The 23,596-nt window shown below is 27.5% G+C and carries 26 protein-coding genes, 1 tRNA gene and 2 rRNA genes; 24 read left to right on the forward strand and 5 right to left on the reverse strand.

What is annotated here, in order from left to right; genetic code table 11:
* From EJL03_RS13725 to EJL03_RS13745, 5 genes are all read left to right on the forward strand, one after another.
* Positions 1-121 (forward strand): 23S ribosomal RNA (locus EJL03_RS13725); the annotation flags it as partial.
* A gap of 112 nt (positions 122-233) precedes the next feature.
* A 5S ribosomal RNA gene (gene rrf, locus EJL03_RS13730) occupies positions 234-350 on the forward strand.
* Positions 351-449: 99 nt separating this feature from the next.
* Positions 450-1,814 (forward strand): sodium-dependent transporter, encoded by a 1,365-nt coding sequence (locus EJL03_RS13735; protein ID WP_125154547.1) that lies wholly within the window; start codon positions 450-452, stop codon positions 1,812-1,814.
* 72 nt (positions 1,815-1,886) lie between these two features.
* The gene (locus EJL03_RS13740) at positions 1,887-2,624 is read left to right on the forward strand and encodes an NAD-dependent protein deacylase (protein ID WP_125154548.1); all 738 of its coding nucleotides are present in this window, start codon (positions 1,887-1,889) and stop codon (positions 2,622-2,624) included.
* Between the two features lie 92 nt (positions 2,625-2,716).
* Positions 2,717-2,790 (forward strand) — tRNA-Cys (locus tag EJL03_RS13745).
* A gap of 78 nt (positions 2,791-2,868) precedes the next feature.
* Here the strand turns inward: EJL03_RS13745 and EJL03_RS13750 are convergent.
* The gene (locus tag EJL03_RS13750) at positions 2,869-3,819 is read right to left on the reverse strand and encodes a magnesium transporter CorA family protein (RefSeq protein ID WP_125154549.1); all 951 of its coding nucleotides are present in this window, start codon (positions 3,817-3,819) and stop codon (positions 2,869-2,871) included.
* A gap of 319 nt (positions 3,820-4,138) precedes the next feature.
* Here EJL03_RS13750 and EJL03_RS13755 point away from each other — a divergent pair, with 319 nt between their 5' ends.
* Positions 4,139-4,645, forward strand: coding sequence for a hypothetical protein (locus EJL03_RS13755; RefSeq protein WP_125154550.1), 507 nt, complete (start codon positions 4,139-4,141; stop codon positions 4,643-4,645).
* A 4-nt stretch (positions 4,646-4,649) separates the two neighbouring features.
* On the opposite strand, the gene EJL03_RS13760 is transcribed toward EJL03_RS13755, so the two are convergent.
* Positions 4,650-5,831, reverse strand: a complete 1,182-nt coding sequence (locus EJL03_RS13760; RefSeq protein WP_125154551.1) for a zinc-binding metallopeptidase family protein — start codon at positions 5,829-5,831, stop codon at positions 4,650-4,652.
* 153 nt (positions 5,832-5,984) lie between these two features.
* Here EJL03_RS13760 and EJL03_RS13765 point away from each other — a divergent pair, with 153 nt between their 5' ends.
* The 11 genes from EJL03_RS13765 (at position 5,985) to EJL03_RS13815 (ending at position 14,144) form a co-directional block, all read left to right on the forward strand.
* The gene (locus EJL03_RS13765; RefSeq protein WP_125154552.1) at positions 5,985-6,197 is read left to right on the forward strand and encodes a sigma factor G inhibitor Gin; all 213 of its coding nucleotides are present in this window, start codon (positions 5,985-5,987) and stop codon (positions 6,195-6,197) included.
* Positions 6,176-7,597: an aminotransferase class I/II-fold pyridoxal phosphate-dependent enzyme gene (locus EJL03_RS13770; protein WP_125154553.1), complete on the forward strand. Its 1,422-nt coding sequence runs from the start codon at positions 6,176-6,178 to the stop codon at positions 7,595-7,597. Before EJL03_RS13765 ends, EJL03_RS13770 begins: the two co-directional genes overlap by 22 nt.
* Before the next feature lie 22 nt (positions 7,598-7,619).
* Entirely contained in the window at positions 7,620-8,318 is a 699-nt protein-coding gene (locus EJL03_RS13775; RefSeq protein ID WP_125154554.1) for a dTMP kinase, read from the forward strand.
* Between the two features lie 67 nt (positions 8,319-8,385).
* Positions 8,386-8,715: a cyclic-di-AMP receptor gene (locus EJL03_RS13780; RefSeq protein WP_125154555.1), complete on the forward strand. Its 330-nt coding sequence runs from the start codon at positions 8,386-8,388 to the stop codon at positions 8,713-8,715.
* Between the two features lie 14 nt (positions 8,716-8,729).
* The gene (locus EJL03_RS13785) at positions 8,730-9,671 is read left to right on the forward strand and encodes a DNA polymerase III subunit delta' (RefSeq protein ID WP_125154556.1); all 942 of its coding nucleotides are present in this window, start codon (positions 8,730-8,732) and stop codon (positions 9,669-9,671) included.
* Positions 9,672-9,677: 6 nt separating this feature from the next.
* Positions 9,678-10,586, forward strand: coding sequence for a PSP1 domain-containing protein (locus EJL03_RS13790; RefSeq protein WP_125154557.1), 909 nt, complete (start codon positions 9,678-9,680; stop codon positions 10,584-10,586).
* A 9-nt stretch (positions 10,587-10,595) separates the two neighbouring features.
* A complete protein-coding gene (locus EJL03_RS13795; RefSeq protein ID WP_125154558.1) occupies positions 10,596-10,799 on the forward strand; it encodes a heavy-metal-associated domain-containing protein in 204 nt (67 codons plus the stop codon).
* Positions 10,800-10,880: 81 nt separating this feature from the next.
* Positions 10,881-11,051, forward strand: a complete 171-nt coding sequence (locus EJL03_RS13800; RefSeq protein WP_125154559.1) for a DUF362 domain-containing protein — start codon at positions 10,881-10,883, stop codon at positions 11,049-11,051.
* Between the two features lie 197 nt (positions 11,052-11,248).
* Positions 11,249-12,001 carry a tRNA1(Val) (adenine(37)-N6)-methyltransferase gene (locus tag EJL03_RS13805; RefSeq protein WP_125154560.1) on the forward strand — a complete coding sequence of 251 codons (753 nt, stop codon included), beginning with the start codon at positions 11,249-11,251 and terminating at the stop codon, positions 11,999-12,001.
* A 2-nt stretch (positions 12,002-12,003) separates the two neighbouring features.
* The gene (gene rsmI, locus EJL03_RS13810) at positions 12,004-12,852 is read left to right on the forward strand and encodes a 16S rRNA (cytidine(1402)-2'-O)-methyltransferase (RefSeq protein ID WP_125154561.1); all 849 of its coding nucleotides are present in this window, start codon (positions 12,004-12,006) and stop codon (positions 12,850-12,852) included.
* Positions 12,853-13,034: 182 nt separating this feature from the next.
* A complete protein-coding gene (locus EJL03_RS13815) occupies positions 13,035-14,144 on the forward strand; it encodes a C40 family peptidase (RefSeq protein WP_125154562.1) in 1,110 nt (369 codons plus the stop codon).
* 239 nt (positions 14,145-14,383) lie between these two features.
* Here the strand turns inward: EJL03_RS13815 and EJL03_RS13820 are convergent, their stop codons facing one another.
* Positions 14,384-14,629 (reverse strand): AbrB/MazE/SpoVT family DNA-binding domain-containing protein, encoded by a 246-nt coding sequence (locus tag EJL03_RS13820; protein ID WP_125154563.1) that lies wholly within the window; start codon positions 14,627-14,629, stop codon positions 14,384-14,386.
* A 627-nt stretch (positions 14,630-15,256) separates the two neighbouring features.
* Here EJL03_RS13820 and fsa point away from each other — a divergent pair.
* Both fsa and argF read left to right on the forward strand, forming a co-directional pair.
* Entirely contained in the window at positions 15,257-15,898 is a 642-nt protein-coding gene (gene fsa / locus EJL03_RS13825; protein ID WP_125154564.1) for a fructose-6-phosphate aldolase, read from the forward strand.
* Positions 15,899-16,685: 787 nt separating this feature from the next.
* On the forward strand, positions 16,686-17,657 hold the full coding sequence (gene argF / locus EJL03_RS13830) for an ornithine carbamoyltransferase (RefSeq protein WP_125154565.1): 972 nt from the start codon (positions 16,686-16,688) through the stop codon (positions 17,655-17,657).
* Between the two features lie 28 nt (positions 17,658-17,685).
* On the opposite strand, the gene EJL03_RS13835 is transcribed toward argF, so the two are convergent.
* Positions 17,686-18,591, reverse strand: a complete 906-nt coding sequence (locus tag EJL03_RS13835; RefSeq protein WP_423243354.1) for a polysaccharide deacetylase family protein — start codon at positions 18,589-18,591, stop codon at positions 17,686-17,688.
* 623 nt (positions 18,592-19,214) lie between these two features.
* Here EJL03_RS13835 and EJL03_RS16205 point away from each other — a divergent pair.
* Together EJL03_RS16205 and ispF are read left to right on the forward strand one after the other, a co-directional pair.
* Positions 19,215-19,382, forward strand: coding sequence for a hypothetical protein (locus EJL03_RS16205; RefSeq protein WP_164509104.1), 168 nt, complete (start codon positions 19,215-19,217; stop codon positions 19,380-19,382).
* Positions 19,383-19,547: 165 nt separating this feature from the next.
* Positions 19,548-20,015, forward strand: coding sequence for a 2-C-methyl-D-erythritol 2,4-cyclodiphosphate synthase (ispF, locus tag EJL03_RS13840; protein WP_125154566.1), 468 nt, complete (start codon positions 19,548-19,550; stop codon positions 20,013-20,015).
* Positions 20,016-20,056: 41 nt separating this feature from the next.
* On the opposite strand, the gene EJL03_RS13845 is transcribed toward ispF, so the two are convergent.
* A complete protein-coding gene (locus tag EJL03_RS13845; protein ID WP_125154567.1) occupies positions 20,057-21,067 on the reverse strand; it encodes an AI-2E family transporter in 1,011 nt (336 codons plus the stop codon).
* Between the two features lie 300 nt (positions 21,068-21,367).
* Here EJL03_RS13845 and EJL03_RS13850 point away from each other — a divergent pair, with 300 nt between their 5' ends.
* The 3 genes from EJL03_RS13850 to EJL03_RS16850 all read left to right on the forward strand — a co-directional run bounded on the left by EJL03_RS13850 (position 21,368) and on the right by EJL03_RS16850 (position 23,592).
* Positions 21,368-21,751 (forward strand): RidA family protein, encoded by a 384-nt coding sequence (locus tag EJL03_RS13850; protein WP_125154568.1) that lies wholly within the window; start codon positions 21,368-21,370, stop codon positions 21,749-21,751.
* Between the two features lie 193 nt (positions 21,752-21,944).
* Entirely contained in the window at positions 21,945-23,462 is a 1,518-nt protein-coding gene (locus EJL03_RS13855; protein ID WP_164509105.1) for a sodium-dependent transporter, read from the forward strand.
* 13 nt (positions 23,463-23,475) lie between these two features.
* Positions 23,476-23,592, forward strand: coding sequence for a MetS family NSS transporter small subunit (locus EJL03_RS16850; protein WP_125154570.1), 117 nt, complete (start codon positions 23,476-23,478; stop codon positions 23,590-23,592).
* The last annotated feature ends 4 nt before the right edge of the window (positions 23,593-23,596 follow it).

Consider the following 23,596-nt stretch of genomic DNA (forward strand, 5'->3'; position numbering starts at 1 on the left):
TGAGATTTCCCATAGCGTAAGCTAGTAAGACCCCTTGAAGAACACAAGGTTGATAGGTCAGAGGTGTAAGTACAGCAATGTATTCAGCTGACTGATACTAATAGGTCGAGGGCTTGATCTAATAAATGTTACTTTGTGCAATTTTGAAAGAATAAGTTCTTTCAAAGATAACTCACTCAGGAAACTGAGGAGTAATGATTTAAAGTGAAATCGAAGATTTCTGTAAATCAGTATCTGGTGATTATGGCTTGAAGGTAACACCCGTTCCCATACCGAACACGAAGGTTAAGCTTCAAAGCGCCGATGGTACTGCAAGGGAGGCCTTGTGGGAGAGTAGGTCGTCGTCAGGTAATATTAAAACACTAAGTGTATACTTAGTGTTTTTTTTATTTTATAAAAATAAAAATTTTGAGAAAACTACTATTATAAAATAGAAAGGAAAACTAAAAATGCATGATTCAAAGAAAAGAGAAAAATTTTCATCAGGATTAGCTGTATTTTTTGCAACACTAGGATCTGCTGTAGGTTTGGGAAATATATGGAAGTTTCCTTATTTAGTGGGTAATAATGGGGGAGGAGGATTTTTATTTATATATTTACTTTGTGTTTTTTTTGTTGGGTTACCAATACTTATAAGTGAATTTTTTATAGGAAGAAAAGCTAGAAAAAATTTTATTGGAGCAATTGAGTATTTAAAACCTGATTCTATATGGAGAAACATGGGTTTAGTAGGTATTGTGGCAGTGCATTTTATTATATTCTTTTATACTTGTGTAGCGGGGTGGGTATATTCCTATATATTTAAATCCATAAAAGGGGATTTCAATTATACTTCTATAGAATCTACTAGAAAAATATTTTTTCATACTACGATAGGGCCTGTTGAGCCGCTTATATGGCAGGCTATAGTTATAGTAATAGTTTCTAGTATTTTATTAATGGGAGTTAAAAAAGGTATAGAAAGAGTAACTAAGATATTAATGCCTGTATTATTTATATTAATAATAGTTTGTGATATAAAAGCTTTAACTTTATCTGGGGCAAAAGAGGGAATTAAATTTTTATTTAATATAAATTTTTCAAAATTAAATACATCATCAGTATTAATGGCTTTGGGGTTGTCATTTTTTAAATTGTCTTTAGGTATGGGAGTTATGGTTACGTATGGAAGTTACTTTACAGAAGATAATAATATGCCGAGTACAGCAGTAAAAGTTATTTTGTCAGATACTTTAGTATCCTTACTTGCGGGGATTGCTGTATTTCCAGTAGTATTTTCATTTAACGTGAAACCTAGTGAAGGTCCTGGACTATTGTTTATGACTATTCCTTTAGTATTCTCTAAAATGGCTTTTGGAAAATTATTATTAAGCATTTTCTTTATACTTACGGCAATAGCTGCTACTACTGCTTTACTATCGATGATGGAAGGTATTATTATCTACTATATTGAGGAAAGAGGTTATTCAAGAAAAAAAGCTGTACTACTTAATGGAATTGTATTATTTATGTTTGGAGCATTAGCAACTTTGTCTGCAGATAAAAATAGTATTTTATCAAATATAAAGATACTACATAAAGGCTTTTTTGATTTATTTGATTATTTAGCTTCTAATATATTGGCACCATTAGGAGGGATTTTTATATCCTTATTTATTGGATATGTTTTAAAGGGAAAAGATATAAAAATGGAACTCTCAAATAATGGTAGTTTGAAAAATAAAGGAATTGTAGAATTATATTATTTTGCAATTAAGTATATAACCCCTATACTACTCATATTGGTTTTTTTATATTCTATTAGGATAATTTAAATATAATGATATAGATGAAAAATATTTTATATGATATGCTAAATATAGGGTAGGAGTATTGGAGGTGTGTTTATGAATAATACAGAAAAATTAATGAAATTAATACTAGATAGTTCCAATATTGTATTTTTCGGAGGAGCTGGAGTATCTACAGAAAGTAAAATACCAGATTTTAGATCGGATACTGGGTTATATAAGGCAAAAAATAATTTAACTTATCCACCGGAGGAAATATTAAGTCATAGTTTTTTTAAAAAACATACAGAGGATTTTTTTAGTTTTTATAAAGATAAAATGATATATAAAAATGCCCGACCTAATGATGCACATTATGCACTTGCTAAATTAGAAAAAATGGGTAAATTGAAAGCCATAATAACGCAAAACATAGATGGACTTCATCAAGTTGCAGGTTCTAAAGAGGTTATAGAATTGCATGGTAGTATTCATAGAAACTACTGTATGAAATGTAATAAGTACTTTGATTTAAAGTACATTTCAGGATATGGTGGTATACCTAAATGCAATCACTGTGGGGGTACTGTTAAACCTGATGTAGTATTATATGAAGAACCATTGGATATGGAATCAATTAATAGAGCAGTATATTTTGTGAGTAAATGTGATTTATTAATTGTTGGAGGTACTTCTTTGGTTGTATACCCAGCAGCGGGATTAGTTGATTATTATACAGGAGATAATTTAATTTTAATAAATAAATCAGCAACATCTTATGATAGTAAAGCATCCATAGTTATACAGGACAGTATTGGAAAAGTATTAAAAAGTGTAGTAGATGAAATGTCGTAAAAGTATTGAATAACATCTAAAAAACATCTAAAAGTTATTGACAAAATAATTTTTAGATGTTATTATGTATAAGTAGTTAACGCAAAATATATGGCGCTATAGCCAAGTGGTAAGGCACAGGTCTGCAACACCTTCATCCCCAGTTCAAATCTGGGTGGCGCCTCCAAAAAAATCAATCTATTTTTAGATTGATTTTTTTATTTATAATAAATAAAAATAAAGGATAAAATATCCTTAATTTTTATTAAAACATATCCTTTTTAGATAAAAATATTGTGGTAACTACTGATAATCCTAATATAATACTAAAAATTATCCAGAAACCGTAAGGATATTCTGCAAAAGGTATAGCTCTAACGTTCATTCCAAACATACCGGATATCATATTTGGTATGGACATAACTATTGTTATTGAAGCTAATAATTTCATAACTATATTTAAGTTGTTTGATATTACTGAAGCGAAAGCGTCCATTGTACCGCTTAATATATTGCTGTATATATTAGCCATTTCAATTGCCTGTTTATTTTCTATTATAACGTCTTCTAGGATATCCTGATCCTCAGGGTATTTTTGCATTATGTCTAGTTTGAGCATTTTTTCTAGCGTAATTTCATTTGACTTTAAAGAAGTAGAGAAGTATACTAGAGATTTTTCTAAAGATAAAAGTTGAATTAATTCTTTATTTTTCATTGACTTATGTAATTTTCGTTCAATTAGTAAGCTTTTTTTATCTATTTGTCTAAGATATATTAAGTAATAACTAGCAACTCTGTATAATATTTGAAGTATGAATCTAGAACGTTTAAAAGTGAAAAAAGATTTTACTTTTCCATCAATGAAGTCTGAAACAATTTTACTGTTTTTTAAGCATACGGTTATTAATAAATTATCTGTATGTATGATTCCAAGAGGATATGTATCGTAGGTTAAAGAATTATCCTCCATCTCAGTAAAGGGAATATCTAATAGAACTAACATATTTTTTTCATCATCACTATCTATACGTGATGTTTCTTCATCATCTAACGCAGCTTTTAAAAAATCTATTGGAACATTAGTTTTGCGGGATATAAATAATAATTCTTGATCTGAAGGTGCAACTATATTAATCCAACAGCCCGGTTCTATTGAGTCTATTTGTTTAAGTAATTTATGTTCATGTTCTTCTGTTGATTTATATATTGAAATCATATTAAACCTCCTATTAGTATTGTATAAACTATATTATAACTTATAAAATGATATTGTCTATAAGTTATAAAGTAAATGAAGGAAAAAAACCTTTTTGAAAATATAATAAAATAAAAAATTCGCATTAAAATTAAATTCAAGAGTAAAGTTGCGATAAATCGAGTTTAAATAAATATACTATGATAATATAACACCTATTGGTCACTAGTAAACTCTAGAAGACTATAATAGCTTATATTGGCTCTGGATTAACCATTAAAACCCTAGTATAATTTCTATATTGTAATAAATATAGGGGATTTGCCTGGAGGGTTCTTGTATGGGAAACATGTATAAGGAAACAGTGACTAGAAGGAAATTACCGTCATTAGTAAAATTTTTTGCGATACTAGTATGTACTCTATTTTTTCTTGAAATTATTGAGACATTACCTATAAGTAAAGAATATATAGGTAAAGTTATAATGGGGCTATGTAGTATACTAGTTTTAGTAGCCTTAATATTTGAAGTTTTTAGATGTAGAGTAAAGTACACTTATTCGCTCATTGCGGATCAGTTTATTATTCATAGGATAAAAGGTGAAGAAGATAAGGTAGTAGAAAATATAAAGGTTAGAAATATAGAATATATAGGTAAAAAGGATTTATCTAAATTTAGATCTAATATATCTAGTTCTAAGAGATATATATGTTCAGTATTAAATTTTAAACCTTATTGTTGCGTATATAAAGATGGAAATAAGTTGAGGAAGTTTTATTTTGAACCTAGTAACAATTTAATTGAGAAAATAAAGTTCCACAGAAAAAAAAGATTAGCTAATTTTTAATTAGCTAATCTTTTTTATTTATAATAAAATTTTTATTTGTATTTTTATATAGCTCAGATTTCATTTCTTGTAATAAATGTTCTCCTTCTATTAAATCCAAAGCCGTTATGGCTAATGCTTGAGCGGTCTTAATGACTTTATCGTGAGCATAATTTGATATAGTAGCCATAGCAAATTCCCCTGATGAATATTTAATAGATGGACTTTCTACAATAGATATATAAGGATGTATGCAGGGGACACAATGGCTTATTGTACCGATGCTAAGTCCTGAGTAAGTATCCTTTGGATCTTTTATATCAATTATGCCACTTTCTTTTAAGTTATGAGAAAATAATCTTGATAAAGTAGAGTTTGTTATAAGTTCTTCATAAGGTAATTCATATATACTTATTTCAGATTGTATTTCCATTAGATTACTAATGTTTTTTATAAATTCTCTAAGTCTTTTTTCTATATTTTCAACATAGCACATTTTTGTACCCCTTATATAAAATTTAGCTTCTGCTTCTGTGGGCATTAAGTATGGAGAGGATCCACCTTTAGCTATTACTCCATCTATGCTAGTATTATTAAGCCCCTTAGATAATAAATTTAAAGAATTAAAGGTAAATAAACAAGCATCTAAAGAGGAATAATTTATTAATTTTCTATAACTTAAACTAGCAGGACTTTTATAATTAATTTTCAAAGGAAGTAGTGCCATAGATGAACCACTTTCTGCTGTAACGATATCAGGATGAGCCATAAGTACTGCATCTATGTCATCAAATATACCCTGTTTTTTCATAGTTATTTTAGAACTGCCTACAAATTCTCCAGGGCAACCTAAAACTATTACAGTACCTTGAAATTTATCCATAACTTTTGATAAAGATATGGCGGCTGCTACAGACATGGAGGATATTAAATTGTGACCTGTAATATGGCCTTCATCTTCTATGGTATCATATTCACATATATAGCATATTTTAGGATGACCTTCCCCATATTTAGCAGAAAAAGCTGTGGGAATATTTAGTAACTTTTCTGTAACTTGAAAATTATTTTTTTTTAATATATTGGTCAAATATCGACAGGCCTTAAATTCTTTAAAGCTTGCTTCGGGATTGTCATATAAATATTTAGAAATATTAAATATGTCATTGCTTATAGAATCTAAAAAAGTAGCAATTTTTTGTTTCAAATTATCACCCCGTTATTTAGAATTAATAATATTGTACCCATAAATTATTTAATATATTTATGTGGACAAAATAAATTTGGACAACATATTGAATAAAATATATAGTAAGAGGCAAAAATTTAAGATAGCAATTATTTTTTAAGGAGGATACCTATGAAAAAAAGATGTTGTATTGTATGTGGAAAGCCTCTAAAGAATGGTATAATAGTTAATGGTAAAGGAGTATGTTTGAATTGTGAGCAAAAGATTATAAAGGTTAATATGGATACGGATTTTTATAAGTATTATAAAGATTGTATAAAAAAATTTATAATATGCCCATGGATAAGAGGAGAGGATAGAAGGTGTCAGATTTACCACTTGTAGAAGGAGTTTTAAAATACGTAAAAGAAAATAACATTTCATTTTCAATGCCTGGACACAAGAATGGCAAAGGTTTTTTTGCTACTGAGGAAGGGAAAACTTTTATAAATAATATATTAAGTTGTGATATCACCGAAGTTGAAGGTGTTGATAATCTTCATAATCCTGAAGGAATTATAAAAGAGGCCAGTGAGCTTTTAACACAACTTTATGGTAGTAAAAAATCCTATTTTTTAGTTAATGGAAGTACTAGTGGAAATTTAATAATGGTGTATTCTTCTTTTAAAGAGGGCGATAAAGTTATAATAGATAGAAGTTGTCACAAATCTATATTTAATGCAATAATTTTAAAAAAACTTAAACCTGTTTATATAAAGAATAGAGTTTGTAATAGTTTTAATGCTCCTATTTCCATAAATATGGAGCATTTTTTTCAAGTAATAAAAAATAACAGGGATGCTAAAGGAATAATATTAACTTATCCAAATTACTATGGAATATGTTGTGATTTGGAGAAAATTATTGAAGAGGCAAAAAATTATAATATGAAAGTACTAATTGATTCAGCTCATGGAGCACATTTTGGTATAAGTAATAAGTTACCTAAAAGTGCAGTTAAGTTAGGAGCTGATATGGTGGTTACAAGTTCACATAAGACTTTGGCTAGTTTTACCCAAACCGCCTTTTTACATATAAATAGTAATATAAATAAAGATAAGGTTGATTTTTATTTTAGTAGTTTTTCAAGTACAAGCCCTTCCTATTTATTGATGTGTTCTATGGATTATGGGAGGTATTATCTACAGAAATATGGTAGAAATGAATATAATAATTTAATAGAGTTGGCGGAAAAATATAAAAATAAAATAAATAACATTGATAATATGCATGTAATAGATGAACAGGATATAAACGAAAACTATAGTTACTTTATGGATAGAAGTAGGTATATAATAAACTTAAATAATAATTATAATTCAAATTTATTACTAAAATATTTAAGAGAGAATAAAATTCAGTGTGAGATGAGTGATACTCATAATATAGTACTAATATTTTCACCATTTAATACAGAAGAAGATTTTAAATATTTATATGAAGTATTAAGAAAATGCGATTTATCTAAAATGAAATTCCAATCAATAAATATACATGAATATAGTATCCCAGTTTTAAAGTTATCACCTCATGAAGCAGTAAATAAACCAAAGAAAAAAATTGATATAGAGGGTAGCTTGGGTAGGATATGTGGTGAAAATATAATACCTTATCCTCCAGGTATACCATTAATTATGATGGGAGAAATAATAGATAAAGAAACTATAATTATGTTAAAATATTATTTAAATAACGGAATAGAACTAATAGGAGTAGATAATGGCAAGGTTAAAATAATAGAATAAATTAGAAATGAAGGTTGATTATATGACTAAATCAAAAAAGGGAAAATTAATAGTTGTGGAAGCTGGAGACGGAAGCGGTAAAGCTACTCAAACTAAAAGGCTTTATGAGAGATTATTACAAGATGGATATAAAGTTTTAAAAATAGAGTATCCTAATTATAAAAGTGAATCCTCTGCACTTATAAAAATGTATCTAAATGGAGAGTTCGGAGACAAACCAGAAGATGTAAATGCATATGCAGCGTCGACATTTTATGCTGTTGACAGATATGCTTCATTTAAAAAGGAATGGAAAGATTTTTATGATAATGGAGGAATAATATTAGCTGATAGGTATACAACATCGAATATGGTGCATCAGGCGGCCAAGATAAAAGATGAAGCAGAAAAAGAAAAATTTTTAAATTGGTTGTGGGAGTTAGAGTTTAAACTAATGGGATTACCTAGACCTGATTTGGTTGTATTTTTAGATATGCCACCAGAGTATAGTAGCAAACTTATGACCAATAGAAAGAATAAATTTACTGGTGATTTACAAAAAGATATACATGAAAAAAACAAGCTATATTTGATAAATTCTTATAAGAATGCTTGTTATGTAGCTGGAAAATATAATTGGATTAAATTAAAATGTGTCTGTAATAATAAAATAAAGTCTATAGATGAAATTCATGAGGAGATATATAACAGTGTTAAAGAAAAACTAATATATTTTTATTAGAAGTTTTCAAAAATATGTTAGAATATACATGTAGGTATTATTTTATATTAAAAAGGAGATGGTGTACATGAAACTTATCATTGCTGTAGTTCAGGATGATGATTCAGGTGACTTAATAGAATTGTTAACAGATTCAGGTTTTAGAGTTACAAAACTTGCTACTACAGGTGGATTTCTAAAGTCAGGGAACACTACTCTTATGATAGGTGTTGAGGAAGACAAAATGGATAAGGTAATAAATATAATAGAGGATATATGTAAAACACGAAAGCAAGTAGTTACAACACCTTCACCAGTGGCAGGTACTACTGGGGTATATGTACCTTATCCTATTGAAGTTGAGGTAGGAGGAGCTACTATATTTGTAGTAGATGTAGATAAATTTATAAAAATTTAATGGAGGATTAAGTAGTGTTTTTAGATACTATAATAGGACACACTAATATAAAAACACAGATTATAAATTCTATAGATAATAAAAGGTTTTCACATGCTCATATATTTTCAGGAGAGGATGGCATTGGGAAGGGGCCTTTAGCTAAGGGGATAGCTATTTATTTGATGAAAGAAAAGATAAATAAGCAATATGTTGATATAATAGAATTTGGAATAGAAAAAAATAAAAAGACTATAGGGGTAGACAGGGTAAAAAGCATTATAAGAGAGATAAATATAAAGCCTTATGAGAAAGATAAAAAAGTGGTTATAATTCATAATGCTGATTGTATGACTATAGAGGCTCAAAATTCTTTTTTAAAAACTATAGAGGAACCACCACAAGGTGTATTTATTTTTATGTTGTGTGAGAATCTTGAAAACTTATTAGATACTATTAAATCTAGATGCCAAATATATAAACTTCATCATTTAACAAATAAAGAGATGATGGAGTTTTTAAAAAGAGAATATAGTTATTTAAATAATAAAGAAATAGAAACCATAGTTTCTTTCAGTGATTGTATACCTGGAAGAGCAGAGAAATTTATAAAGGATAAATCTTTTCAAAATATAAGAAATTTGACAATAGATATATTAAAAAAGTTAAAGAATCCAGAAATAGATATTTTACAATTTGAAAATGAATTAATGAAATATAAATTTATGTGGGAAGAGATTTTGACATGTTTTTTTTCATATATTAGGGATGTTTTTATATATAAAGAAACTGGTCATATAGATTTAATAATCAATGGTGATAAGATAGATGATGTAAAGGGTATTTCAGAAATGTTTTCAATCAATGAATTAAATGATATTATAGATATAATAAAATATACAAGAAAAAAGCTTGATAGGAATGTAAACTCAGCATTAGTTTTTAATTCCATGTTGTTTAAAATGCAGGAGGTATAAATATATATGGTAAAAGTTGTGGGTGTACGATTTAAAAAAGCAGGAAAAATATATTATTTTTCCCCAGGGGAATTACAAATAGAAAAGGGAAGTAGTGTTATAGTTGAAACTGCTAGAGGAGTAGAGTTTGGTGAATGTGTTATTGGTTCAAAAGAGATAGGTGAGGATGAAATAGTTACTCCTTTAAAAAGTGTTATAAGAAGGGCTTCTCAAGAGGATATTATAAAACATAGAGAAAATAAAGAAAAGGAAGAAAATGCATTTAATATATGTTTAGATAAAATTCAAGAACATAATTTGCAAATGAAACTTATAGATGTAGAATATACTTTTGATAATAATAAAGTAATTTTTTATTTTACAGCAGATGGAAGAGTAGATTTTAGAGAGCTTGTAAAAGATCTTGCTGCTATATTTAGAACAAGAATAGAATTAAGGCAAATAGGAGTTAGAGATGAGGCTAAAATGATCGGCGGACTAGGACCATGCGGGAGAGCCATGTGTTGCTCAACTTATCTAGGGGATTTTGCACCAGTTTCAATAAAAATGGCTAAGGAACAAAATTTATCCTTAAATCCTACAAAAATATCCGGCATTTGTGGAAGACTTATGTGTTGCTTGAATTTTGAACAAGAAACTTATGAAGGAATTAGAAAAAGACTTCCTAAAGTGGGATCAATAATAAAATCAGAGTACGGAGATGGGGAAGTTATCTCTAATAGTGTAGTTAAAGAAAGTGTAAAGGCTAAAATAAAACCAACAGATGGTGGAGAAGAATTTATAGAAGAAATCCCAATTGAAAAACTTAGATTAATTTCAGGATCTTATGAAGGTACTATAAATGAAGAAGATATTAAAATAGAAGTTGATGGTGAAGACGAGGATATAATTAAAGAACTGTTTAAGGAAAATTAGGGGGAAACTATGAAGTCTATTTTAAAAGTGAACAATATGAAGAATATGATTGATGTTAATAGTATTAGAAGAGCTATATCAAATAATGAAGGTGTCATAGCGTGTCAGATAGATTTAGATAAAAAAGAAGTAGATGTAGTCTATGATGGGTATTCTTTAACTGTAGACAAATTAGTTGAATCAATAGAAGACTTGGGGTACACTATTTTATAAAAATCACTTTAAAAATTGTCATAAACGTGGTAAAATATAAATCGGATATACTTGTCCAAAAATATAAGGAGGTGTATACATATGGCATACAAAATAGTAGATACATGTATAAATTGTGGAGCATGTGCTTCAGAATGTCCAGTTAATGCTATAAGCCAGGGAGACACTCAGTTTGATATAGATGCTGCAGCTTGCATCGATTGTGGAAACTGTGCTAACGTTTGCCCAGTAGGAGCACCAGTTCAAGACTAGTTAAGAGAAAAGGCCACTATATAGTGGTCTTTTTTATAAATAAATTTTAAAAAGTAAGGCTTTATGTCACAAACGACATAAAGTTTTATTTTTTTCTCAATATATATTTATAAAGTAAGTACGTTCTACTGAAATTGACAATTATATTTTCTTAATCGATAATAAGTAGTAAACAGAATAATAGAAAGGAAAATAAAATGTTAAAGAAGAGTTTAATACAAGATAATGAAACTTTAGAAGATTTGAAGTTAAAGGGACTTTATATAATACAAAAGAAGCAGGGATTTAGATTTGGAATGGATGCAGTATTACTTGGCAACTTTGCAAGAGTGAAAAAGAATGATTCAGTAATAGATTTATGTACAGGTACTGGTATAATTCCTTTTATAATATCAGGGAAAAATGAGGTTAAAAATATATTAGGTATAGATATACAACAAGAACTTATAGATATGGCTAATAGAACAGTTGAATATAACAATTTAAAAGGGCAAATTAATTTTATAAACGAGGATTTAACAAATGAAAAGGCAATTAAAGAATTAAATAGGGCAGATGTTGTTACAGTTAATCCACCTTATAAGTTAAGAAATTCTGGTGTGATTAATTTAGATGATAAAAACGCTATTTCTAGACATGAGATAAGTTGTAATTTGGATGATGTAATACGAGCGGCTAAAATCCTTTTAAAGGATAGGGGGAAATTTTATATGGTTCATAGACCGGAAAGAATGGCAGATATATTATGTACTATGAAAAAGTATAAAATAGAGCCTAAAGTTATACGTATGGTTCAACCTAATAAAGATAAATCACCTAATTTAATACTATTAGAAGGTCAAAAAAATGCAGGAGCATTTTTGAGGTGGGAAAAAACTTTGTATGTTTATGATGAAGAAGGAAACTATACGGATGAAATAAAAAGAATTTATGGAGAAATGGGGAATTAATAGTGGGTATAGGAAAACTTTTTGTAGTACCAACTCCAATAGGAAATTTAAAAGATATAACCTTAAGGGCCTTAGAAATTTTAAAAAAAGTTGATATTATAGCAGCTGAAGATACAAGGCAGACGCTAAAACTTGTAAACCATTATGAGATTAAAAAAACGTTAATAAGCTATCATAAACATAATGAACAGATTAAAAGTGATTATATAATAAATTTAATAAAGGAAGGCAAAAATATTGCTCTAGTTAGTGATGCAGGAACTCCTGGGATATCGGACCCCGGCAGTGTTATTATAAATAAATGTATAGAAGAAAGTATTTGTTTTGAAGTAATTCCAGGGGCTACAGCTTCTATAACTGCACTGGTATACTCGGGGATGGACACAACAAAATTTTTATTTAGAGGATTTTTACCAAGAGAAAATAAAGAGAGAAAAATTGTAATAGATGAAGTTAAAGATAGAAAGGAAACTTTAATATTTTACGAAGCCCCACATAGATTAATAAATACATTATCATTTTTTATGGATAACCTAGGTAATAGAAAAATATCAATTTGCAGAGAACTTACCAAAATGCATGAAGAAATATTAAGATTTTCAATGGAAGATGCAATAAAATATTATAATTATGATAACTATCCTAAAGGGGAGTACGTATTAATAGTAGAAGGCAAAAGTGAGGCTGAAATAATAGAAGAAGAAAGGGGGAAATGGGAGAATTTAACTATAGAACAACATATAATAAAATATATGGAAGAAGGCTTAAATAAAAAGGAGGCTATTAAACGAGTAGCCAAGGATAGATCTTTGCCTAAATCTGATATTTACAAATATTCGATAAATATTTAAGAAATATAAAAGAAAATTGATATAATAGAGTGTATAGTGTTATAAATACACTTTTTAACATTGAGATTTTTAACAAATTAATGTTATAATATTAAAGTAACATTAAATTAACATTAAAGAGAGAATAACGTAAAATTTTTATATTAAATGAATTAGCTTTAAAATTTTCGGGGGGTGTCTTTGTGAATAAGAAACTAGTGGCTGCTATTATGGCTCTAGGATTAGTTCTTACTACTAATGTTTCAGTATTAGCAGAACCATTGTCACAAACTATAAAATCACAAAAGCAAAAGGTTGAGCAAAATAAAAAATCTCTAAGTGAAGTTCAAAATAAAAAACAGAACTTAGAATTAGCTATAGAAAAGATGGACAATCAGTTATTAGAATTATTGGTACATATAAAGGATACTAAAAGTAAAATATCTAAGACTGAAAAAGATATTGTAAAGACAGAAAAGGATATTGAAAAAGCGGAAAAAGATCTTAAAGATCAACAAGAGTTATTTAATAAAAGAGTTAGAGCTATGTATGTAAGTGGTACAGGAAGCTATTTAGATGTAATATTAGAAGCAGATGGAATAAGTGATTTAATTTCTAGAGTAGAAAATGTTAAAAAAGTTATGGAATTAGATAAAAAAATAATTGCACAACTTAACGAGAAAAAACAAAATATACAAAATAAAAAACGGGAACTAGATAGTCAAAAAAGCAAATTAGAATCACTAAAAAAAGATAACGAAAAGAAGTTATCTGAAATAAAAAGTAAAAAACAAGAACATGAAAGTTTGGTTAATAAATTACAGCAAGAAGAAAATAAGTATACGTCAAATATTAATGAAGCTCAAGCAGCAATAGATTCTGCTATGAAAAAAATTGAAAATGCTAGAAATTCTGCGCCAAAATATGAACCATCAAGAGGCGGCGGTGGCGGTAGCTCTGCAAGTGCTTCATCAAGTAATATAGTAGCATATGCTTCTAATTTTTTAGGAACTCCATATGAATGGGGAGGAAATGGTCCGGGAACTTTTGATTGTTCAGGATTTACAAAGTATGTTTATGCTCATTTTGGGATTAGTCTTCCTAGAGTAGCGTCAGATCAACAAAATGCGGGAAGCCCAGTATCAAGAGATCAGCTTCAACCTGGTGATTTAGTGTTTTTTGGTTCACCAGCACATCATGTTGGAATTTATGTAGGAGATGGATGTTATATTCATGCACCTAGAACTGGAGATGTGGTAAAAGTATCACCTTTAAATAGAAGTGACTTTAGTGGTGGAACAAGAGTAAGATAAATATTTGAATGGAAGGGGATTTAGATATCTCTTTCCATTTATATAGCTCCTATTATGTTTTATTCAAATCTTAATATCTACATTTCATATATAAGTAGGTCATATCTAATATATTCATATGAAGAAAAATGGCATGTTTAAAGGTAAATTATATATTCCAACTTTTACTTAAGTTGGAATTTTTTTCGAAAAAAATCCCTCACATTTAAGTGAGGGATTTTAATTTTTTAAATTAAAGGTTATCTTCCTTCTTTTAATTCGCCTAAACAATTTTTACAGATGTTTTTTCCTTTATAATTGATAACATCTCTTGCATCTCCGCAGAAAATACAAGCTGGTTCATATTTCTTTAATATGATTTGCTCCCCATCAACGTAAATTTCTAAAGCATCTTTTTCAGCGATATCTAAAGTTCTTCTTAATTCTATTGGAATAACAATTCTACCAAGTTCATCTACTCTTCTTACAACTCCTGTTGATTTCATTAATAATCCTCCTCTAATTATACATTTTTCGACACACGTCTCATTAAATAGTAACAAACATTCCATTAAAAGTCAATATATAAAACATAAATTGTTTTATAATATTACAAATTTCTTATTAAATTCCATCTAATGTTACTATACTACCAATTTATTCAAATGTCAATATGTTTTTAATGTAAAGTTACATTTTTTTACTAATTCTATAACCTTGAATATATAAGGGTAGGTAATAGATATTGTATATATTGGAATTATAAAAAGTCAATAAAAGAAATGATATTAAAGAAGAATATTTTCCATATAAAATAGTAATATAATGGATAAATTAAAATCATTGTCGAATTTTTAATAGTTGCTTAGTTATAATAAGGAATAAATTCTATTTAATTAACAAGACTAACATAAAATTCAATTTACATATATAGATAAACACCTCTTTTAAATGTTAATTATTATATGATAATTATATTATGAAGGTGAATGAATGGTGAATGTAAAAAACAAGTAAATTTTTATTGTTTATTATTATCATTACTAGGAGAAAAAGTACAAGCTTAATATGTAAAAATTCACGTTAATAATTGTGATATAATAATTATATAAATTTTGAAAGGGGAGATTTTCGTGAAAATTTTTATTGATACTGCAAATGTAGAGGAAATTAAGCAGGTTGCTGCATGGGGTATTTTAGATGGAGTTACAACTAATCCTTCACTAATAGCTAAGGAAGGAAGAGATTTAAAGGAGGTTATAACAGAAATATGTTCTATTGTTGATGGTCCCATAAGTGCAGAAGTAATAAGTTTAAAGTCTGATGAAATGATTAATGAGGCCAGAGAACTTGTTAAATTGCATAAAAATATAGTAATAAAAATACCTATGTGTGAAGAGGGATTAAAAGCTGTAAGTGTATTAAGTAAAGAAGGAATAAAAACAAATGTTACATTAATTTTTTCGGCTCAACAAGCTTTACTTTCCGCTAAAGCTGGTGCTAGTTTTGTAAGCCCATTTGTAGGAAGAGTAGATGATATAGGAAATGGTGGAATGCCAATTATAGAGGATATTGTACATATATTTGATATGTATAATATGAATACAGAGGTTATAGCGGCTAGTATAAGGACTCCTATGCATGTATTGGAATGTGCAAGGGTGGGATCGCATATAGCAACTGTACCATTTAAGGTGCTAACTCAGATGTTAAAACATCCTTTAACTGATATTGGTATAGAAAAATTTCTAGCTGATTATGAAAATATGAAATAAAAAATAGTTTAAAAGGTGTTTTTATAATATTTAATTTTTAAAACAATATAATACATTAAATGGGAATAACATTGTTGTTTAAATTGCAAAATTAATAAAAAAATGAATGAAGAAATGAATATATTGTCTAAGTATTCCACAGCCCATAAAATAAGTTATCAACAGCTATTTTGTTGATAGTGTTAATAAGTTTGTGAATCTCAAGAATGGCAAGGGGTTATTTTAATGATGTTATCCACAAAAATAGTGGATAACATCATTAAAAATGTGGATAAGTATATAAATTACAAAAAATTAAATTATTTTAATAAAAAAATGTTAATAATCTAATTTTTTTTCAATTGTCAAAAATAATAAAATAAAGTATTTAGGTTATTGGAATAAAAAATAAATACACAGGATTTGTGCTTAAATTTACAAAACAGATTTTGATTTTACATTGTTTGGTTTAATTTAAATTTTTAACATAAAATCAATGTATTTTAAGTTGTATTTTAATTATAAGTAAAATTAAAACTAGTTTTAGTTAAATATTTAGAAAAAGTGTGTCTAATAATTTTAACTGTTTATTCTAATATAATAAGATTTAATTATAGTTAGTTAAATAAAAAAATGTAGTGACTTCCTTTTTTATTGCATATATTTGGTATATAGTAAATTATATATGTATAATAGAAATATATAGTAATTATATGTGGCTTTTTACATATTAATTATAAAATTAAGATTATTTTTAATACTATGGTGAAATGTAAACATATAAAATATATTTTTGGGGGAGATGCTTATGTTAAATATGAAAAATAAGAGTTTAGTAACTCTTATGGATTATTCACCTAGAGAAATAGAGTTGTTATTTAAAATGGCTTTGGATTTGAAAGCGGCTAGATATATAGGCACTGAAAAAAAACGCCTCTTAGGGAAAAATATAGTTTTATTACATGAAAAGGATTTCAAAGCAAATATTTATGAGTTTGAGGTAGCTGCTTATGATCAGGGGGCGAATATTAGCTATATTCCTGTATCGGAGCATCATATGATTAGGAAGTCATCCATAAGGGATATTTCTAAAGTAATTGGTAGAATATATGATGGAGCTGTTATTATGGGACTAAAAGAAGAGGCTTTAAATATAATCAATGAAACATCCGGTATACCTACATGGAATGCATTAAGCTATGAAGATAACCCCATTCAGGTTTTAGCTGATTTCTTAACTATTACAGAAAATTTAGATAAGCCATTAAAAAAGATTATATTATCCTTTGTGGGTAATGGTAATAATAAAATGACTAATGCTCTTATGATAGGTGCATGTAAAATGGGTATGGAATTTAGAGTAGTATCCCCAAAAGCATTATGGCCTAAGGAAGAGCTAGTCATGAAGTGTAGAAAAATTTGTGAAGATACAGGTGGAATGATTTTAATCACAGATAATATTTACAAAGGAGTTAGGGATTCAGATATTTTGTATACAGATGTGTGGGTTCCTACAAATGAAATCAAAGAAATAGATAATGAATTAATTGGTTTATTGATGCCATATCAAATTAATATGGAAATGATAAAGAGGACTGAAAATGAGAATATAAGATTTATGCATTGCTTACCAAGTTTTCGTAATTTAAATATAAATAGTTCATTATTTGAAATGGAGGTTACTGATGAGGTAATTGATAGTAACTATTCTATGATGTTTGATCAGGCAGAAAATAAAATGCATGTTATTAAATCAGTGTTGGTAGCAACATTAGCGTAGTAATAACTAAGAGACTATAATAAAAGCCTTAGTGGCTTTTATTATAGTCTCTATCTGTTATTCTTCTTATAAATTCATCTAGTTGAAAGTTACCACTTATATAAACTCTATCTAAAGTATAAATTCCATCGGTTTTATCTGACCATGTACCACTGGTAGAAAAAGCCATCTTAAATCCTGCCTCTTTAACAGCCTTTGTTGTTAGGTCTGTCCATTTACCATAAGGATATGCTATGAAAGGAACCTCTTTTTTAAGGGTTTTTTCTAAAAAAGTTTTAGATTCTTTTAAAGTTTTTAGTTGATTTTCATAAGATAGTGTTGGCAAGTCATCATGATTGGCAGTATGACTTTCTATATCTATTCCATTATTATTTAGTTCAATTAGTTGATCAGATGTAAGACAGTTATTATCTTTGTCTATATTATTTGTTACTACAAATATAGTAGCATTTATACTGAATTCTTTAAGTATAGGATAAGCATTTATATAGTTATCTTTGTATCCATCATCAAAGGTTATAACTACAGATTTTTCTGGTACAGGTTTATTATTTATAAAAAAATCATATAACTCATTTAAAGTTAATGTAGTATAATTATTCTTTTTTAAATATTCCATTTGTTCTTTAAATTTTTCTTTTGATACTCTAAGTTCATTGCCTTCTTCATAATCTATAGAATGGTACATTAGTACGGGAATTCCCTTATCGTTGTATTTAATATTATCGCCTGAGAAATTTCTATTTTTCAAAAGATTTTCAGGGGTTTTATTACCATTTTTAACCATGTTAGTTTTTTTGTTGATAACTTGTGTATTATTTTTATTATCCTCTGGTGATGGAGTTTTAGAACTTTTTCCACAAGAAGTTATAAAAACACAAAAAGTTAACATAAGTAGTAATAAATTAGCACGCAAAAATTTTTTGTTAATCATGTTAAATACCTCGTATATCTATATTTTTTTATATATTAAATAATTAAATTTTTTATAAATTAATATATTATGTTATACACTTATACACATTGTCCACATTTTGCCTGTGTATAACTTGTGAAATTAGTGTTAATTTTTAAGGTTATACACGTATTTACAATAAGGGTTATTATTTTTATTGTAAATATACATTATTCGAAGGATTCAATATTATAAAATACTAACATTATCCACAATTATGTGGATAGTTTGTGGACAAAGTTATTATTATTCCATAAATTCAATATTTATGAATTATTACAAAGTATATAAAATAATAATAACTATAATTTTATTAATTATAATTTTACCATATAAATATAGTTATTATTATATTATTTTTTAAATATGTGTAACAAAGTTTTAATAAAATACATATAATGTAATTGTGTCATTTAAAGCCTACTAATAATACTTTTCTTCTCCTTAAATATATACAAATATATTTATATAGAATTCACTTTTTAAAATATAAAGTGAATTCTTTTTTTATATATTTTATATTTTAAGAATTTTCTTAACAATTTGTTTATTTTATGATATGATAATATTATAAAATAAATATATAAAAGGGTGTGACGGATATGAAAAATAATGTGATCTATGTTGACTTTCTAAAACAACATAAGGATAGGGAAAGACATGAAAGTTTATATATACGCATTTTAAAAGGAATGAAGAGGTTATTTCATTTTAATAAGTTAAAATCCACACCTAAAAATGTAATTAAATACAGGAAAAATATATCCTAATAATGAATTTAAATTCAGAACTATATCCAAAACATTTTTTTATTTTGGATTTAGTTCTTTTTTTTATAAAATATTTTTACGTTTCAAAAAAAACAATATAATGCACAATATATAGTACATAAAGTTCAATTATTATATATAATTGTTTTAAGAGGTGATGCTATAATGAGGATAGGAATGGGTTATGATGTACATAAGTTAGGGAGAGAGAGAAAATTAATTATAGGGGGAATAGAAATTCCATACAATAAAGGGCTTTTAGGTCATTCAGATGCAGATGTTTTGATACATGCTATTATGGACAGCTTATTGGGGGCTGCTGCTCTGGGGGATATAGGAAAACATTTCCCAGATACTAATCCTGAGTACAAAGGAGCAAGCAGCATACATTTATTAGAGATAGTTGGAAGTCTTATATATGATAAAGGATTTTCAATAGGCAATATAGATGCCACTATAATAGCTGAACAACCTAAAATGGCACCATTTATAGGAAAAATGGTAAAAAATATTTCAAAAGCATTAAATATATCTAAAGATAGAATAAATATAAAAGCAACTACTGAAGAGGGTTTAGGTTTTACAGGGAGAGGGGAAGGAATAGCAGCTCAAAGTATTTGTGTTATTGAGTAATAGAATTACTATAATAAAAAAGTGCCATTGGAGGCACTTTTTTATTCATTATCTACATTTAAAATATCTAATATAAAAATAAAGAGAGGAATACCTATTAATAATCCCCATACTCCCATAAAATGTTCTGATACAATCAAAATTAAGAATACTATAAATACTGGGAGATTGGTTTTAGCGGACATAAATTTAGGATTTAACACATAACTTTCTAATGAATGTAACAAAATTATCATTATAATTATATATATAACTTTTGAAAAGCCTCCTATATTAAATGCAATTATGGAAAGTGGGATTAAAGATATAATAGTACCAGCAACAGGAATTAAACTTAATAAAAATATCATTAATCCAAGACCTAATAATTGAGGAAATTTCATTATGCTTAATGTAATAATAGATAATATAGTATTTGTAATTGCTATTAAAATTTGAGCTTGAATTACCTTGCCAAAAGAATTTAAAAAATTTACCCCAAAATATTTTGCATAGGTATAAAGCCCATTAATTTTACTGTGCTCAAATCTTTTAAGAAAAAGGCTGATGTCTTTTTTTTCTAACATAAAAAATATACTTAATATGAATGCAACTATAATATCAAATCCCCATTTACCTATATTTGCAGCAAATTTTATTAAAAAATTTGTACTTTCTTTTAGTGTACCGTGCATGTTTATCTGATTTATTATAGGGGTTAAGTATTTTTGAAGTCTAAAATCTATAGAATCTAGCTTGAATTCAGATAGTTGATTAATTATATCTATACATTGATTTATTATTATAGGTACATATTTAAAGATAAATAATAGAAATATCATTAGTAAAATAATGTATAATATTATAGTTATCAATTTCTCATTAATATTGTAAAAAGAGCTTACATTTTTTATAATAAAATTTTGCAGACTGTACACTAAATAAGTAAAAAGAAATGTAAGTAATATTAGATTAAAAAAATCTTTTAATAGAAAAAATATCAGGAGCAGGAATATGAACATTAAAAGTTTTTTTATAAATTCTTTTTCATATAGTGACTTGAAAAAATTCATTTTTATTCTCCTCTGTGTAAAATATAGTAGGAATTTGCAAAATATTTTAATACTATAAGTTATTTTATACCTTATAGTATTAAAATACTACAAATTTAATATTTATTTAAGAAAAAATCAGTAAAGTAAGATTATTTTAATAATTAAAATTTTTTATAGAAGGAGTTTTTATTGGATTATAGAATGATATAATTATAGGAAAATAATATTAAAGGAAACATTTACACATTTGATTTATAGGTCTTATTAAATATAGATACCAATAAATCATAAAATATAAATTGAGAGGAAGTGCCATATATGAAGAAGATAGTAAGTACTGATTTAGCACCGAAGGCTATAGGACCATATTCACAGGGAATAGTGATTGGAGATTTTTTATTTGCATCAGGACAAATTCCTATAGATCCTAAGACAGGACAATTAGTTACAGGTGAGGATCCTATTATAGCTCAGACACATCAATCAATGAAAAATGTGAAGAACATATTAGAATCACAAGAAATGACATTTGACAATGTTATAAAAACCACAGTATTCATAACAAATATGGACGACTTTGCTAAGGTAAATAGTATATATGGTGAATACTTTAAAGGGGATTTCCCAGCTCGTTCATGTGTACAAGTTGCTAAGCTTCCAAAAGATGCTTTAGTAGAGGTAGAAATTATTGCTCACAAATAAAAATTGAAATTATTATAACTTTAAATATGGATGTTATAAAATAATATTGTTTTATAACATCCATATTTTTTCACATTATTTTATAACTAGATTAAAACCTATTAAATAGTATATAATTTAAAAGTAATATTTACAGTAAAGCTAGTTATTATTAATGGATTATTTGTATAAAGTATATATAAGGGGGAAATTTATGAAGAAAAGAAATAGAGATCAATGGGGTTCAAGATTTGGTTTTGTAATGGCAACTGTAGGAGCTGCAGTAGGACTAGGTAATTTATGGAGATTTCCTTTCATGGCATATGAAAACGGAGGGGGAGCATTTCTTCTCCCATATTTTATAGCCTTAATTACTGCTGGTATACCACTTATGATTTTAGAGTTCGGATTTGGCAGTAAAATGAAAGGAGCTAATACCTTAGCTTATGCAAAGCTAGGGAGAAAATGGGAATGGTTAGGGTGGTGGCCTGTAATGATTCCATTAATAGTTGTAACTTTTTACTCTGTTGTAATAGCATGGGCGATAAATTATTTTGTATATGCATTTAAACCTATTTGGGGAGAGAATCCAGATAAATTTTTTAGTATGAAGTTTTTAAATGTAAGCAATGGACCATGGAATTTTGTAGCTGTTCAGTGGCATATAGCCATAGCTGTTATGCTGGTTTGGTTTTTAAATTATTATATAACTAAAAAAGGCATATCCGGCGGCATTGAAAAGACTTGCAAATTTATAACTCCAACTTTAGGTGTACTTATGATTCTTATGACTATAAGAGGATTAACATTGCCAGGTGCTTTTGAGGGGCTTAATTGGTTTTTAAAACCTAATTTTAGTAAGATATTAAGTGGGAAAGTATGGATAGCAGCTTATGCACAGGTGTTTTTCTCCACAACTTTAGCCGTAGGGGTTATGACTGCATATGCTAGTTATTTGCCTAAGGAATCTGATATAGTTAATAACGCCTGTATAACTGTATTTTCTAATGCAAGTTTTGATTTTGTGGCTGGATTATGTGTGTTTAGTATATTAGGTTATGTATCCTATACATCTAAGTTGCCTTTTGATAAAATTGTAACAGCTGGACCTGGGATAGCATTTGTTGCATTTCCCAATGCTATAAATTTAATGCCTGGAGGTCCTATTATTAAATCAATTTTTGGAGGCATGTTTTTTTTCTGTTTAATTATAGCAGGAATATCTTCTAGTATATCTATGGTAGAATCTTTTGCATCATCCGTTTTGGATAAATATGAAATAGATAGAGAAATTCTAATAAAAAGAATTTGTTTATTAGGATTTTTAGTTAGTTTGGTTTTCTCTACATCATCTGGAGTATATTTATTAGATATAGTAGATCATTTTGTATCAAATTACGGAATAGCACTAATAGGTCTAGTAGAATGTATAGTATTGGGATACGTATATAAAGCGGAAAAAATGAGACCTGAGTTAAACAAGTATTCTGATTTTAAAATAGGAGTATGGTGGGATATTTTAATAAAATATATAACGCCTATATTATTAGGGTATATGACTGTTGATAATATATATAATGAATTTAAATCTCCATATGGGGGATATCCTATAAGCTCCATTATAGTATTTGGCTTTACTATAGCAATAGGTATATTCATAATAGGTTTTTATTTAAGTAAAAGACCATGGCCGGATGAAAATGTATTAAAGATGGGAGTAGAAGAATTTTAATTATAAAAATGGGGTGAAAGCACTGGAGATAGGATCAATTTTAATGCTTTTATTTGGAACTGTACTACTATACGGGGGGTTAGTTTTTTTTATAATAAAAGCTATAAAATCAGAAAAAAGAAAGAAGTAATAAA

Source organism: Clostridium rectalis, assembly GCF_900626095.1.
Lineage (GTDB): Bacteria > Bacillota > Clostridia > Clostridiales > Clostridiaceae > Clostridium_AS > Clostridium_AS rectalis.